This window comes from Streptomyces sp. 142MFCol3.1, assembly GCF_000424945.1.
In the GTDB taxonomy this organism is placed as follows: Bacteria; Actinomycetota; Actinomycetes; order Streptomycetales; family Streptomycetaceae; genus Streptomyces; species Streptomyces siamensis.
Window position 1 is genome coordinate 128,466 of record NZ_AUKV01000019.1, and the last position, 14,492, is coordinate 142,957.

General features: G+C 70.2%; 13 protein-coding genes. All 13 read right to left on the reverse strand.

All coding sequences use genetic code 11. The annotated features are described in order from the left end of the window. Positions 1 to 312 precede the first annotated feature (312 nt). The 13 genes from H305_RS0127065 to H305_RS0127125 all read right to left on the reverse strand — a co-directional run bounded on the left by H305_RS0127065 (position 313) and on the right by H305_RS0127125 (position 14,414). Positions 313 to 1,473 (reverse strand): DivIVA domain-containing protein, encoded by a 1,161-nt coding sequence (locus tag H305_RS0127065; RefSeq protein WP_028803185.1) that lies wholly within the window; start codon positions 1,471 to 1,473, stop codon positions 313 to 315. A 46-nt stretch (positions 1,474 to 1,519) separates the two neighbouring features. Further along, the gene (locus H305_RS0127070; RefSeq protein ID WP_028803186.1) at positions 1,520 to 1,804 is read right to left on the reverse strand and encodes a YggT family protein; all 285 of its coding nucleotides are present in this window, start codon (positions 1,802 to 1,804) and stop codon (positions 1,520 to 1,522) included. 52 nt (positions 1,805 to 1,856) lie between these two features. Beyond that, the gene (locus H305_RS0127075) at positions 1,857 to 2,498 is read right to left on the reverse strand and encodes a cell division protein SepF (protein ID WP_028803187.1); all 642 of its coding nucleotides are present in this window, start codon (positions 2,496 to 2,498) and stop codon (positions 1,857 to 1,859) included. A 129-nt stretch (positions 2,499 to 2,627) separates the two neighbouring features. Beyond that, positions 2,628 to 3,347, reverse strand: coding sequence for a YggS family pyridoxal phosphate-dependent enzyme (locus tag H305_RS0127080; RefSeq protein WP_028803188.1), 720 nt, complete (start codon positions 3,345 to 3,347; stop codon positions 2,628 to 2,630). Positions 3,348 to 3,353: 6 nt separating this feature from the next. Then, positions 3,354 to 4,091, reverse strand: a complete 738-nt coding sequence (gene pgeF / locus H305_RS0127085) for a peptidoglycan editing factor PgeF (protein ID WP_028803189.1) — start codon at positions 4,089 to 4,091, stop codon at positions 3,354 to 3,356. Then, on the reverse strand, positions 4,088 to 5,281 hold the full coding sequence (gene ftsZ, locus H305_RS0127090; RefSeq protein ID WP_028803190.1) for a cell division protein FtsZ: 1,194 nt from the start codon (positions 5,279 to 5,281) through the stop codon (positions 4,088 to 4,090). The genes pgeF and ftsZ overlap by 4 nt, the downstream gene beginning before the upstream one ends. Positions 5,282 to 5,561: 280 nt before the next feature. Next, the gene (locus tag H305_RS0127095) at positions 5,562 to 6,347 is read right to left on the reverse strand and encodes a cell division protein FtsQ/DivIB (RefSeq protein WP_028803191.1); all 786 of its coding nucleotides are present in this window, start codon (positions 6,345 to 6,347) and stop codon (positions 5,562 to 5,564) included. 25 nt (positions 6,348 to 6,372) lie between these two features. Continuing rightward, complete coding sequence (gene murG, locus H305_RS0127100) at positions 6,373 to 7,464, reverse strand: undecaprenyldiphospho-muramoylpentapeptide beta-N-acetylglucosaminyltransferase (protein ID WP_028803192.1); 1,092 nt, start codon at positions 7,462 to 7,464, stop codon at positions 6,373 to 6,375. A gap of 6 nt (positions 7,465 to 7,470) precedes the next feature. Further along, positions 7,471 to 8,835: a putative lipid II flippase FtsW gene (gene ftsW / locus H305_RS0127105; protein WP_028803193.1), complete on the reverse strand. Its 1,365-nt coding sequence runs from the start codon at positions 8,833 to 8,835 to the stop codon at positions 7,471 to 7,473. 159 nt (positions 8,836 to 8,994) lie between these two features. Further along, positions 8,995 to 10,431, reverse strand: coding sequence for a UDP-N-acetylmuramoyl-L-alanine--D-glutamate ligase (murD, locus tag H305_RS0127110; protein WP_028803194.1), 1,437 nt, complete (start codon positions 10,429 to 10,431; stop codon positions 8,995 to 8,997). Further along, complete coding sequence (gene mraY, locus H305_RS0127115; RefSeq protein WP_028803195.1) at positions 10,413 to 11,486, reverse strand: phospho-N-acetylmuramoyl-pentapeptide-transferase; 1,074 nt, start codon at positions 11,484 to 11,486, stop codon at positions 10,413 to 10,415. The genes murD and mraY overlap by 19 nt, the downstream gene beginning before the upstream one ends. Then, the gene (locus H305_RS0127120) at positions 11,483 to 12,889 is read right to left on the reverse strand and encodes a UDP-N-acetylmuramoyl-tripeptide--D-alanyl-D-alanine ligase (protein ID WP_028803196.1); all 1,407 of its coding nucleotides are present in this window, start codon (positions 12,887 to 12,889) and stop codon (positions 11,483 to 11,485) included. Before H305_RS0127120 ends, mraY begins: the two co-directional genes overlap by 4 nt. 4 nt (positions 12,890 to 12,893) lie before the next feature. Then, positions 12,894 to 14,414, reverse strand: a complete 1,521-nt coding sequence (locus H305_RS0127125; RefSeq protein WP_028803197.1) for a UDP-N-acetylmuramoyl-L-alanyl-D-glutamate--2,6-diaminopimelate ligase — start codon at positions 14,412 to 14,414, stop codon at positions 12,894 to 12,896. Positions 14,415 to 14,492: the final 78 nt, after the last annotated feature.

Consider the following 14,492-nt stretch of genomic DNA (forward strand, 5'->3'; position numbering starts at 1 on the left):
CTTTCGCCCCCTCCGCTCCGGCCCGTCCCCGGGACCGGCCCCCGCTCCTCAAACGCCGGAGGGGCTGAAATTCAGCCCGTCCGGTGCTAGAGGACGAGGCCGTCCAGGCCGATCGGGATCTGGGGGCGGAAGCCCCCGGGAAACACGGGGCGGGCAGGGGCGGAGGGGGCCGAGAGAACGCGGTCCGTGCCGCCGCAGGAGCCCGCTGGAGCACAGGCCCGCCGCCGCGGGAGGACGCAAAAGGGCGGGGCCCCCGGTATCCCGGGGGCCCCGCCCTGAACGCTGCCGACGCCTAAGGCGTACTGGAGGCCGTCAGTTGTCGTCCTCGTCGATGAGGAACCCACGCATCGGCGAGGGAGCCTGCTGCATCGGCGACGGCCCCTGCGGCCGCACCGGAGCCATCGGCTGGGTCATGGCCGGCGACATCTGCTGCTGCCCGCCGTAGGAGGGCGCGGCCGGCGCCGGCGCTCCACCCATGCCCTGGTTGCCACCGTAGGACGGCGCACTCGCACCGGCCGGAGCCATCGAGGGCGCGGACGGCGACGGCAGGGACGCGGCGGCCGGGGTACGCGGCGGGGCGAGCGAGTCGTCCGCCTGCGTCTCCAGCTGGCGCAGCTGCGACTCCAGGTAGGACTTCAGTCGCGTACGGTACTCGCGCTCGAAGCCGCGCAGGTCCTCGACCTTGCGCTCCAGCGTGGCGCGGGCGGACTCCAGGGAGCCCATCGCGACGCGGTGCTTCTCCTGCGCGTCCCGCTCCAGCGCGTCGGCCTTGGCACGGGCGTCCCGCTCCAGACCCTCGGCGCGGCTGCGGGCCTCACCGACGATCTTGTTGGCCTCGGAACGGGCCTCGGCGATCGCCTGGTCGGCGGTCTGCTGAGCCAGCGAGAGGACACGCGCGGCGCTGTCGCCACCGGGGCCCTGCTGCGGCATCTGCGGACCGTGACCGCCCATGGGGCCACCCATGGGACCGCCCATCGGGCCGCCCATCTGCTGCTGCATCTGCGGCTGCATCTGGCCGTGACCCGGACCCTGGCCCATCGGACCCTGACCCATCGGACCCTGACCCATCGGGCCGGGACCCTGCGGACCGCCCTGGCCACTGGGGCCCGCGGGCAGCTGCGGTGCACCGCTCGGCAGCTGGGGCGGGCCACCCATGGGGCCACCCATCTGCTGCTGCGGCGGGCCCGATATGCCGGCGGGCACAGGAGCGCCGGGACCTCGCATGCCCTGCGGCGGACCCTGCTGCTGGTCCTGCTGCTCGGGCGGCTTGCGCATGCCCTGCTGCTGGTTCTGCGCGGCGGCACGCGTGGCGGCGGCCAGCTTGGCGCGCAGGTCCTCGTTCTCGCGCAGCAGGCGCGTCAGTTCGGCTTCGACCTCATCGAGGAAGGCATCGACCTCGTCCTCGTCATAGCCTTCTCGGAGGCGGACGGTCGTGAACTGCTTGTTCCGCACGTCCTCGGGGGTCAACGGCATCTCTTCACCTCAACGTAGTCGTCGGCATTCGGCAAGACCGTATCGTTCACAGCCGGCTCACGACGGAGATCAGGATGTAGACGATGATCATCAGTACGAAGAAGGACAGGTCGAGCGCCACGCCCCCGAGACGCAACGGCGGGATGAACCGCCGCAGAAGCTTGAGCGGTGGATCGGTGACAGTGTAGGTGGCCTCCAGAACGACCACCATCGCCTTGCCGGGTTGCCATGAGCGGGCGAACTGGAAGACGTAGTCCATGACAAGCCGGAAAATCAGCACGATGAGGAAACACATCAGCGCGATGTAGAGAACCTGCCCGACCACGCTCATGATCCGTGCTTCCCTCTCCCCTGTTTCCCAGCTTTGTTTCCGGTCCTGCGTCTCAGCTCTGGTTGAAGAACCCGCCCTCTGCGATGCGGGCCTTGTCCTCCGCCGTGACATCGACGTTAGCAGGCGACAACAGGAACACCTTCTGCGTCACCCGCTCGATGCTGCCGTGGAGACCAAACACCAAACCGGCCGCAAAGTCGACAAGTCGCTTCGCGTCTGTGTCATCCATCTCAGTCAGATTCATGATCACCGGGGTGCCTTCACGGAAGTGTTCCCCGATGGTACGGGCCTCGTTGTAGGTCCGGGGGTGCAGCGTGGTGATCCGGTACGGCTCTCGCTCGGACACGACCTTGGGCATGATCACCGGCGCGTTCTTCTCCAGGCTCTGACGTTCTTGTGTGATGGATGCCACGGGGGCGATTCGCGCCGGACGCCCGGATTCCGCGGGGAGCGAAGCGGAATGGGGCACCGGATCGCGCGGCGCCGGAGGCTGCACCACTCGCACCGAATCGTCCCTTTGGGACTGGTGTGCCTGATGTGACTGGTGTGACGGTTCATGCCGTCGCCGGTCCCGCTCGGGCTCCGGGTCGAGCTCGGGCTCGAAGTCGTCGTCGGGGTCGAAGCCCCTGCCGTCGTACCCATCGTCCTCCACGAGGCCGAGGTAGACCGCCATCTTGCGCATCGCGCCGGCCATGCTCTGAGTCCTCCGCTCTGTGGTGGATCGGCTGACGAATTGCCAAGTGCCCGCGATCCACGTGGTCGTTATGCCCGCCTGTGGCGGAAATGACCATATTTTCTGCTGTGGTCCGACTTCTTGGCGACGTTACCCGAGCCTGGGTCGGACTCCGAGTACCGCAGTACCGACGCGTACATGTGTCGCTCCGGCCGCCACGGCCTGTTCGAGGTCCGAGCTCATCCCTGCCGAGACCATGTTCGCAGCCGGATGAGCGCTGCGCAGGACAGTCGACAAATCCATCAGCCGCTCGAACGCCGCCTGTTCACGTCCCGCGAACGGTCCGGTGAGCGGCGCGACGGTCATCAGACCGTCGAGTCGCAGCCCCGGGGAGTCCGCGACGAGGTCGGCCAACTCTTCGATTCCCGCGACTCCCACACCTCCGCGCTCACCCCGGCCGCCCTCCTCGGCGTCCAGTGCGACCTGGATCAGGCACCCCACTTCGCGCTCCGCCCGCACCGCCTCCTTCGACAAGGCTGTGACGAGCTTGGGACGATCGACGGACTGCACGACATGTGCGTAACCGACCACGGAACGCACCTTGTTGGTCTGCAACTGACCGACAAAATGCCACGAGAGGGGCAGATCCGAACACTCCGCGGCCTTGGGTGCCGCGTCCTGGTCGCGGTTCTCGGCGACGTGACGCACACCGAGTTCCGACAGGATCCGCACATCGCTCGCGGGGTAGGTCTTGGTGACCACGATCAGGGTCACTTCTTCGCGCTCCCGCCCGGCCGCCTTGCAGGCGGCCGTGATGCGCTCCTCCACTTTCGCCAGATTCGCGGCGAGTTGAGCCTTACGTTCTGTCATGCCCCATCAGTCCAGCCAGACATAGCCCGCGAGCCGCCCCGTCGTGCGGTCGCGGCGATACGAGAAGTGGTCCTGCGATTCGAGCGTGCACACCGGCGACCGCTCCCGGTCGCTCACCCCGAGCCGCTCCAACTGCGCGTGCACTCCGGCGGTCACGTCGACCGCGGGGGTGCGCCAGCTGGTCTCGGCGTACGCCGCCGGCTCGATCGCGGCGACCTCGGCGCGCATCTCCTCGGGCACCTCGTAGCAGCGTCCGCAGATCGCGGGTCCGGTCCGGGCGACGATCCGCCCCGCCTCGGCGCCCAGTTCCACCATGGCCCGCACGGCCGCGGGGACGACTCCGGCCACCGTGCCGGGCCGTCCCGCGTGGGCGGCGGCCACGACCTTGGCCACCGGATCGGCGAGCAGCACGGGCGTGCAGTCCGCGGTGAGCACGGCGAGGGCGAGACCGCGCCGCGTGGTGACGATCGCGTCGACCTCGGGCACGGGGCGGTCCCCCCACGGCGCGTCGACGACGGCCACGTCCGGTCCGTGCACCTGGTTCATCCAGACCACCCGGGCCGCGTCGAGTCCCAGTGACTCGGCGGCCAGTTCACGGTTGGAGCGCACGGCGGCGGGGTCGTCGCCGACCGCACCGCCGAGGTTGAGCTCCTCGTACGGAACGGCGCTCACCCCGCCCCACCGGTCGGTGAAGGCGAAGTGCGCGCCGCTCACTGTGCTCGTTCGGGAGCGCTGCCCTATCACTTCAGGAAGTCCGGCACGTCCAGCTCTTCGGCCGGGCTGTCGGCGTAGGAGCGGGACGGCGGGACCGGCGGCGGGGCCTGGATCTCGCCGACCGGCTCGGGGGCCGGCTCCGGAGCGGCCTCCTTCGGCGTGACGCTGCCGAGCGAACCGAAGGACGGGCGGCTCTCGGTGGACCGCACCGGTGCCGGCTCCTCGCGCTTCGCGGTGGACGACCCGAGGACGTTGTCCCGCTTGGCCGGGGGCTGGCCGCCGTCGAAGCCGGCGGCGATGACGGTGACCCGCACCTCGTCGCCGAGGGCGTCGTCGATGACCGCACCGAAGATGATGTTGGCCTCGGGGTGGGCGGCCTCGCTGACCAGCTGGGCGGCTTCGTTGATCTCGAACAGGCCGAGGTCGGAGCCGCCGGAGATGGAGAGCAGCACGCCGCGCGCGCCGTCGATGGAGGCTTCGAGGAGCGGCGAGGAGATCGCCATCTCGGCCGCCGCGACGGCCCGGTCGTCGCCGCGGGCCGAGCCGATGCCCATGAGTGCCGAACCGGCCTCGGACATGACGGACTTGACGTCCGCGAAGTCGAGGTTGATCAGACCGGGCGTGGTGATGAGGTCGGTGATGCCCTGAACGCCGGAGAGCAGGACCTGGTCCGCCGACTTGAAGGCGTCGAGGACGGAGACCTGGCGGTCCGAGATGGACAGCAGTCGGTCGTTCGGGATGACGATGAGGGTGTCGACCTCTTCGCGGAGTTCGGCGATGCCGTCCTCGGCCTGGTTGGCGCGGCGCCGTCCCTCGAAGGTGAACGGGCGCGTGACCACGCCGATGGTCAGGGCGCCGAGCGAGCGCGCGATGTTGGCCACGACGGGTGCGCCGCCGGTGCCGGTGCCGCCGCCCTCACCGGCGGTCACGAAGACCATGTCGGCCCCCTTGAGGACCTCTTCGATCTCCTCGCGGTGGTCCTCGGCGGCCTTGCGGCCGACGGCCGGGTTGGCGCCGGCGCCGAGTCCGCGGGTGAGTTCGCGGCCGACGTCGAGTTTGACGTCGGCGTCGCTCATCAACAGCGCCTGTGCGTCGGTGTTGATGGCGATGAACTCGACACCCTTGAGACCGACCTCGATCATCCGGTTGATGGCATTGACACCACCGCCGCCGACACCGATGACCTTGATGACTGCGAGGTAGTTCTGCGGTGCTGCCACGTCGAAGGCCTCTCGCCTCGAATTACGTTGCCGTCGTCTCACGGGTGCTCCGCGCTCCGACGGCTGATGCCGAATTGGGACGGTCCGAACGCCGACCCGAACCCTAACGCTGAAGTTTAGGGTTACCAGTGTGTCTGTTCCTTGGACTCTTCCGAACAGGACACTAAGTCGACAAGTGGCGCACGTTCAACGAACACGCCGAACCTCCCGTTTTTCTTTTCACCCTATGTGATCAGCCGTAGCGCTGCCCAACTAGGGTGCTGGCCTGCGCAGATGTGCGTCAACTCCCCGATGACGCAGGGGCGGTGGGAACGCTGACGTCGAAGTGCCGGGCGCCGGGAACGGCTTTCATGAGAGCGGTGAGCGCCCTGGCTTTGGCGCGCCCCTTCTCGCCGCTGCCCCAGTCGACGGTCCGGCCACCCTTCAACTCCAGCCGGATCGAGTCATAGGAACGGACTTTGACGGTGCTCGTGTCGCGGGCGACGGCGGCCGGGAGGTCGCCCGCGGCCCGCACCGCCTCGCGCACCAGCCGGTCGGTGCCGAAGCGGCGCAGGCCGACCGACCGGGAGACCTTCAATTCCAGTGCGGGCACGCCCCTCGGAGCGTCGGAAACCGTCGCGAATCGCACACCCTTGACGTCCACTTCGACGTATTTTGTGCCTTTTTCGATAATCAGGACGGGGGTGCGCTCGGTCACTTTCAGCCCGATTCCGTTCGGCCAGGAACGGACGACGTCAACCGAGTCAATTCGGGGCAATTCACGCCGCAAGCGTGCCGCAATCGCGTCTGTTTCGACAGAAATCAGCGGGGACCCGACCGGAACGTCGGCCGCCTTGCGCACCTGGTCCGCCGTCAGCACCTGCGTCCCCGACACCGTCACGCGGTCCACGCGCAGCCACTCGGAGCCGTAGAGGACCCAGACGGACGCGGCCCCGGCCAACACCACGGAGACCAAAAGGATGATGAGCTTACGAGGGCGACGCAGCCGCCCGACACGGGGCGGCCGGGGCGGGCCGGATTCCTGCTTCTGCCGTTCGCCGCGCTCGGCGGTGCTCGGTCCGGCCACGCTCCCTGCCTTCCCTCATGCGGTCCTAGTGGCGGCGAGAGGCGATCGCCTCGTACACCATGCCGACGAGCAGGTCGTCGGCGTCCCGGCGGCCGAATTCGCCGGCGGCGCGGGACATCTCGTACAGCCGGTGCGGGTCCGCGAGCACGGGGAGCACGTTCTGCTGCACCCACTGGGGCGACACCTCCGCGTCGTCGACCAGCAGCCCGCCGCCGGCCTTGACCACCGGCTGGGCGTTCAGCCGCTGTTCGCCGTTGCCGATGGGCAGCGGGACGTACGCGGCGGGCAGCCCGACGGCGGAGAGTTCGGCGACGGTCATCGCGCCCGCGCGGCAGAGCATCATGTCGGCCGCGGCGTACGCGAGGTCCATCCGGTCCACGTACGGTACCGGGATGTACGGGGGCATCCCCGGCATCTGGTGTACCTGCGGCAGTTCGTTCTTCGGGCCGACCGCGTGCAGGATCTGGATGCCCGCCTGCTGGAGGTAGGGCGCCGCCTGCTGGACGACCTCGTTGAGGCGGCGGGCGCCCTGCGAGCCGCCGGAGACCAGCAGCGTCGGCAGGTTGGGGTCGAGCCCGAACGCGGCGCGGGCCTCGGGGCGCACGGCGGCCCGGTCGAGGGTGGCGATGGAGCGGCGCAGCGGGATGCCGATGTAGCGGGCCCCACGGAGCTTGCTGTCGGGCGTGGAGACGGCGACCTGGGCGGCGTACCGCGAGCCGATCTTGTTGGCGAGGCCGGGACGGGCGTTGGCCTCGTGGATGACGATCGGCACGCCGAGGCGCTTGGCCGCGAGGTAGCCGGGCAGGGCGACGTACCCGCCGAAGCCGACGACGGCGTCCGCCTTGGTGCGCTCCATGATCTGCTCGGCCGCCTTGATGGTGCCGCGCAGCCGCCCGGGGACGGTGATCAGCTCGGGCGTGGGCTTGCGTGGCAGCGGCACGGCGGGAATCAGCGCGAGTTCGTAGCCGCGCTCCGGTACGAGGCGGGTCTCCAGACCGCGCTCCGTGCCCAGGGCCGTGATCCCCACGGTCGGGTCCTGCCTGCGCAGGGCGTCCGCGAGGGCGAGCGCTGGCTCGATGTGGCCGGCGGTCCCCCCGCCGGCGAGTACGACATGCACCGAAATTCACCGCTCTCCGGACGAACGCGCCGTGCCGGCACGCCGTCGCATCGTGTTCCATCTCCGAGGCCCCGCGGTCCCCGCGGAGCCTCTCACCGCAGCACGCTTTCTACCAAAGCGGGGTTGCCGCATGGCAAGCGCCGCCCGCGCAGCGGGCTCGTCGCGTGCGAAGGCGATCAGCAGCCCGATGGCGAACATGGTCGGCAGCAGGGCGGAACCCCCGTAGGAGAACAGCGGGAGCGGGACTCCGGCGATCGGCAGCAGACCGAGCACCGCACCGATGTTGATCACGGCCTGGGCCGTGATCCAGGTGGTCACGCCTCCCGCGGCATACCTCACGAAGGGGTCCTCCGTGCGTCCGGCCACGCGGATACCCGCATAGCCTAGAGCCGCGAAGAGGGCGAGTACCGACAGCGTCCCCGCCAGACCCAGTTCCTCCCCGGTGATGGCGAAGATGAAGTCGGTGTGCGCTTCGGGCAGTTGGCCCCATTTTTCCACGCTGGCGCCCAGGCCGGAACCGAAGAGTCCGCCGGAGGCGAGGGCGTAGATGCCGTGCACGGCCTGCCAGCAGTGATCGCCCGGCCCCGGATCGGTGGCGCCGATGCACGCGAGCCTGGCCATGCGGTTCGGGCTGGTCTTGATGAGGATGACACCGATGGTCGCGGCGACGGCCAGCACGCCGGCGAACAGCCGGGTGGGCGCTCCCGCCAGCCACAGCAGCCCGAAGAGGATCGCCGTGAGAATGATCGCGGTTCCCATGTCGCCGCCGAGCATGATGAGCCCGAGCAGCATGAAGGCCACCGGCACGAGCGGCACCAGCATGTGCTTCCACTGGGCCAGCAGCCGCTTGTCCTGTTTGCGGGCGATCAGGTCGGCGCCCCACAGCACGAGCGCGAGCTTGCCGAACTCGCTGGGCTGGAGCTGGAACGGGCCGCCGACGGAGATCCAGTTCTGGTTGCCGTTGACCGAGACCCCTATCCCCGGCACCTGCACCAGGGCCATCAGGAAGACGGCGCCCGCCAGGATCGGGTACGCCAGCGCCCGGTGCAGTTTCACCGGCATCCGCGAGGCGACCAGCATGAGCACACCGCCGATCAGGGCGGCCAGGAACTGTTTGCGGAAGAAGTACGAACCCGGCAGCGAGAGCTGCAGCGCGGTGATCTGCGAGGCCGAGTAGACCATCACCAGGCCCAGCACGGTGATCAGCAGGCTGCCGCCCAGGATCAGGTAGTACGCGGTGAGCGGCCGGTCCCAGGCCTTGCGGGCGCGCAGGTAGAACCGGCGGACGGGGTTGTCGCGCGGGGGCCGGGCGCCGGACGGCCGTCGCGGCGCGCGCTGGATCGGGGGGCGGCCCGTACGGCTACTCGGCACGGCCGGCACCCCCCGTGCCGCGGGAGGGCGCCCCGCAGGGCGGGAAGGGCCCCCACGGCGCCGTGCCGCCGGCCCGAAGCCGCAGACGAGGTACCGACCAGGATGGCGTCACGCGTCGCTCCCAAGGGTCCCGGGCGCCCGGGTCGGCCGGACCCGCCGTCAGGCGCTCGCGGCGCCGAGTTCGCGAACCGCCTCCGCGAAAGCGTCACCGCGCTTGTTGTAGTTGGCGAACATGTCCATGGACGCACAGGCCGGCGCCAGCAGAACGGTGTCACCCGGCCCGGCGAGCCGCGCGGCCTCCCGGACCGCCGCGAGCATCGCCCCAGTGTCGGTCCGGTCGAGGTCGACGACGGGTACTTCCGGGGCGTGTCGCGCGAGCGCTTCGCCGATCAGTGCGCGGTCCGCGCCGATCAGGACGACGCCCCGGAGCCGCTTCGCCGACCTGGCGACCAGCTCGTCGAAGGTCGCACCCTTGGCGAGGCCGCCCGCGATCCACACGATCGACTCGTAGGCGGCCAAAGACGCCTGTGCCGCATGCGTGTTGGTGGCCTTGGAGTCGTCGATGTAGGCGACCTGGTCCACGTCGGCGACGTGCGCGATGCGGTGCGCGTCCGGGCGGAATGCGCGCAGTCCGTCGCGCACCGCCCGGGCGGGCACACCGAAGGCGCGCGCCAGGGCCGACGCCGCGAGGGCGTTGGCGATGTTGTGCGGGGCGGGCGGATTGACGTCCGCCACCTCCGCGAGCTCCTGGGCGTTCTTGTGCCGGTCCTCGACGAAGGCGCGGTCGACGAGGATGCCTTCCACGACGCCGAGTTGGGACGGCCCGGGCGTGCCGAGCGTGAAGCCGATCGCCCGGCAGCCCTCCTCCACGTCCGCCTCGCGCACCAGGTCCTCGGTCGCCTTGTCGGCGACGTTGTAGACACAGGCGACCCGATTGCCTTCGTAGATACGGCCCTTGTCGGCGGCGTACGCCTCCATGGAGCCGTGCCAGTCGAGGTGGTCGGGCGCGAGGTTCAGCACGGCGGCCGAATGGGCGCGCAGCGAGGGCGCCCAGTGCAGCTGATAGCTCGACAGCTCCACCGCGAGGACGTCGTACGTCTCCTCGCCGAGGACCGCGTCCAGCAGCGAGACGCCGATGTTGCCGACCGCCGCCGTACGCAGTCCGGCCGCCTCCAGGATGGAGGCGAGCATCTGGACGGTGGTGGTCTTTCCGTTGGTGCCGGTGACCGCCAGCCACGGCGCTGGTTCTCTGCCGTCCCGGCCGCGCAGCCGCCAGGCGAGTTCGACGTCGCCCCAGACCGGGACGCCCGCCTCGGCGGCCGCGGCGAACAGTGGCTTGTCCGGCTTCCAGCCGGGTGCGGTCACGATCAGTTCGGTGCCTTCCGGCAGGGTCGCGCCGTCACCGAGGCGCACGGTGACACCGAGCGCCTCCAGCTCCGCGGCCTGGGCCCGGGAGCGCTCGTCGTCGCCGTCGTTGACGACCGTGACGACCGCGCCGAGGCCGTGCAGCGCCTTGGCCGCCGGGATGCCGGAGACGCCGAGCCCGGCGACGGTGACGTTCTTGCCCTGCCAGTCGATCACTTCTTGGCTGCCCATCCCGCGTAGAAGAGGCCCAGTCCCACGATGACGCACATGCCCTGAATGATCCAGAAGCGGACCACCACAAGGACTTCGGACCACCCCTTGAGTTCGAAGTGGTGCTGGAGTGGTGCCATGCGGAAGACGCGTCGGCCGGTCAGCCGGAAGGACCCGACCTGGATCACGACCGACATGGTGATGAGGACGAAGAGACCGCCGAGGAGCGCGACCAGCAGCTCCGTGCGGGAGCAGATCGCCAGACCGGCGAGCGCTCCGCCGAGGGCCAGCGAGCCGGTGTCACCCATGAAGATCTTGGCCGGCGAGGTGTTCCACCACAGGAAGCCGAAGCAGGCGCCCATCAGGGCGGAGGCGACGACCGCGAGGTCCAGCGGATCGCGCACCTCGTAGCAGGCGGCCGGGTTCGTGAGAGTCGCGGCGTTGGCGCAGGACTCCTGGAACTGCCAGACGCCGATGAAGGTGTAGGCACCGAAGACCATCGTCGCCGCGCCGGTGGCGAGACCGTCCAGACCGTCCGTCAGGTTCACGCCGTTGGACATGGCCAGGATCATGAACAGGGCCCAGACCACGAAGAGCACCGGGCCGATGGACCAGCCGAAGTCCTGGACGAAGGAGAGCTTCGTGGAGGCCGGGGTGTTCCCTCGGTTGTCGGCGAACTGGAGGGCCAGGACCGCGAAGGCGATGCCCACGATCAGCTGTCCGGCCATCTTCGCCTTGGCGCGCAGACCCAGCGAGCGCCGCTTGACGATCTTGATGTAGTCGTCCAGGAAGCCGACCAGGCCCATGCCCGCCATCAGGCCGAGCACCAGCAGGCCGGAGAACGTGGGCGCGTAACCGGTGATCACCTTCGACAGGAAGTACGCGATGATCGTCGCGAGGATGAAGGCGATACCACCCATGGTCGGCGTACCGCGCTTGCTGTGGTGCTCGCGCGGGCCGTCGTCGCGGATGTACTGGCCATAACCCTTGCGGGCCAGGAGCTTGATCAGCAGCGGAGTGCCGACCAGCGTCAGGAACAGGCCAATGACTCCTGCGAACAGGATCTGCTTCATCATCGGGCGGCAACCTCACCCTCGAGGCCGCTGTCGAGCAGCGCCTGCGCCACCCGTTCGAGCCCGACCGACCTGGACGCCTTCACGAGTACGACGTCCCCCGGGCGCAGCTCGCTGCGCAACAGGTCGACAGCCGCCTGTGCGTCGGACACGTGCACCGACTCCTCACCCCACGAACCCTCGTTATATGCGCCCAGTTGCAGCCAGGACGCTTCCCTGCCCCCGACCGCGACGAGCTTGCTGACGTTGAGCCGGACGGCAAGCCGCCCGACCGCGTCGTGCTCGGCGAGCGCCTCGTCCCCGAGCTCGGCCATCTGGCCGAGCACCGCCCACGTACGACGTCCCCTGCCCATGGCCACGAGCGCGCGCAGGGCGGCTCGCATGGACTCGGGGTTCGCGTTGTAGGCGTCGTTGACGACCGTCACGCCGTCCGGACGCTCGGTGACCTCCATCCGCCAGCGGGAGAGGGAGTCCGCCTCGGAGAGCGCGCGGGCGATCTCGTCTGCGGACATGCCCAGCTCATGGGCGACGGCGGCCGCGGCGAGCGCGTTCGACACGTGGTGCTCACCGTACAGGCGCATGGTCACGTCACTGCACCCGGAGGGTGTGCGAAGGCTGAAGGCGGGCTGTCCGCTGTCCGTGAGACGGACGTTCTCGGCGCGTACGTCCGCTTCGTCGGACTCACCGAAGAGGATCACGCGCGCCTTCGTCCGGGAGGCCATGGCGCGGACGAGGGGATCGTCGGCGTTGAGGATCGCCGCGCCGTCCTCCGGGAGGCTCTCGACGAGTTCGCCCTTCGCCTGTGCGATCTGCTCGCGTCCGCCGAACTCGCCGATGTGGGCGGTGCCGACGTTCAGGACGAGGCCGACCTTGGGTGGCGTCAGGCCGGCGAGGTAGCTGATGTGGCCGATGCCGCGGGCGCCCATCTCCAGGACGAGGAAACGGGTCTCCTCGGTGGCGCTGAGCGCGGTGAGCGGCAGGCCGATCTCGTTGTTGAGCGAGCCGGGCGTGAAGACGGTCGGCGCCTTGGTCCGCAGCACCTGGGCGATCAGGTCCTTGGTGCTGGTCTTGCCCGCCGAGCCGGTGAGGGCGACGAGGGTCGCGCCGAGGCGTTCCACGACGTGCCGGGCGAGCGCGCCGAGCGCCGCCTGGACGTCCGCGACGACGATCGCGGGCACGCCGACGGGGCGGGACGCCAGCACGGCGACCGCGCCCGCCTCGACGACCTCCTCGGCGAAGTCGTGGCCGTCCACGCGCTCGCCGGCGAAGGCGACGAAGAGGCTGCCGGACTCCACCTCACGGGAGTCTCTGACGACCGGTCCGGTGACCTGTACCGACGGATCCGGTATGTCGTGCGTCTGCCCGCCGACGACTGCTGCGATCTCGGCGAGAGAGAGGGCGATCACAAGTTCATCCCTGGGTCTGCTGGATAGCTTCGCGAAGCACCTGGCGGTCGTCGAACGGACGGACCACCCCGGCGATGTCCTGGCCCTGCTCGTGGCCCTTGCCCGCGACCAGCACGGTGTCGCCCGGCTGCGCGCGGGCGACCGCGGCGGCGATGGCGGCGGCACGGTCCTCGAAGACCTGGACCTCGCCGCGCTCGTGCGCCGGCACCTCGGCGGCGCCCGCGAGCATCGTGGCGAGGATCGCGAGGGGGTCCTCGGAACGAGGGTTGTCGGAGGTCAGTACGGCGGTGTCGGCGAGCCGGGCCGCGGCCGCGCCCATCGGCATCCGCTTGGTCTTGTCGCGGTCGCCGCCGCAGCCGAGCACGACGTGCAGCTGACCGGTGGTGACCTTGCGCAGGGCGCGCAGGACGGACTCGACCGCGTCCGTCTTGTGGGCGTAGTCGACGACGGCGAGGTAGGGCTGGCCGGCGTCCACCCGCTCCAGGCGGCCGGGTACGCCCGGCACCGCGGCGACGCCGTCGGCGGCGTCCTGCGGGTCGATCCCCGCGACGGCGAGGGCGACGACGGCGGCGAGGGTGTTCGCCACGTTGAAGGGGCCCGCGAGCGGCGACCTGGCGGTGATCCGCTCGCCCTTGGGGCCGACGGCGGTGAAAGTCGAGTCCATGGGCCCGACTTCGACGTCCTCGGCGCGCCAGTCGGCGTCGGGGTGACCCTCGGCGGAGAAGGTGACGACCGGGACGGTGGCCTCCTTTGCCAGCCTGCGCCCGTACTCGTCGTCGAGGTTGACGACGCCGAGTCTGCTGCGTTTCGGCGTGAACAGCTGCGCCTTGGCCCGGAAGTAGTCCTCCATGTCGGAGTGGAACTCCATGTGTTCCGGGCTCAGGTTGTTGAAGACGGCGATGTCGAAGACACAGCCGTCGACGCGCCCGAGGACCAGCGCGTGGCTGGAGACCTCCATCGCGACCGCCTCGACGCCGCGCTCGCGCATCACCGCGAACAGCGCCTGGAGGTCGGTGGCTTCGGGGGTGGTGCGCTCGGACTTGATGCGCTCGTCGCCGATGCGCATCTCGACCGTGCCGATCAGGCCGGTGCTGCGGACCGTCTTCAGACCGCCCTCGACGAGGTACGCCGTCGTGGTCTTTCCGGACGTGCCGGTGATCCCGATCTGGAGCAGCTCGCGCCCGGGGTGGCCGTAGATGGTGGCCGCCAGTTCGCCCATCCGTCCGCGCGGGTCGTCGACGACGAGCACCGGCAGGCCGGTGGCCGCGGCGCGCTCGGCGCCGGTCGGGTCGGTCAGCACGGCGACGGCACCGAGGCCGGCGGCCTGGGGCACGAAGTCGGCGCCGTGCAGACGGGCGCCGGGCAGCGCGGCGTACAGGTCTCCCGGGCGCACGGCGCGGGAGTCATGGGTGATGCCGGTGACCTCCGCGGTCGACGCCGGGGTGGTGGTCCCCAGCTGATCGGCGAGCTCCGCGAGGGGTGTGGCGGAGACGTGAACCGGTCGGGGCGGCCCCGGATATGTCACAGGAACGCCCTTCTGGGTGGTTTGGGACTGATCAGCATGTGGCACGGCGGTGAGCGTACCGGGCGCACCCCCGCCGGA

Excerpts from the sequence above, each read along its gene's own strand:
- H305_RS0127065 (WP_028803185.1), bottom strand. The coding sequence starts at position 1,473 with ATGCCGTTGACCCCCGAGGACGTGCGGAACAAGCAGTTCACGACCGTC.
- H305_RS0127070 (WP_028803186.1), bottom strand. The coding sequence starts at position 1,804 with ATGAGCGTGGTCGGGCAGGTTCTCTACATCGCGCTGATGTGTTTCCTC.
- H305_RS0127075 (WP_028803187.1), bottom strand. The coding sequence starts at position 2,498 with ATGGCCGGCGCGATGCGCAAGATGGCGGTCTACCTCGGCCTCGTGGAG.
- H305_RS0127080 (WP_028803188.1), bottom strand. The coding sequence starts at position 3,347 with ATGACAGAACGTAAGGCTCAACTCGCCGCGAATCTGGCGAAAGTGGAG.
- murD (WP_028803194.1), bottom strand. The coding sequence starts at position 10,431 with ATGGGCAGCCAAGAAGTGATCGACTGGCAGGGCAAGAACGTCACCGTC.
- mraY (WP_028803195.1), bottom strand. The coding sequence starts at position 11,486 with ATGATGAAGCAGATCCTGTTCGCAGGAGTCATTGGCCTGTTCCTGACG.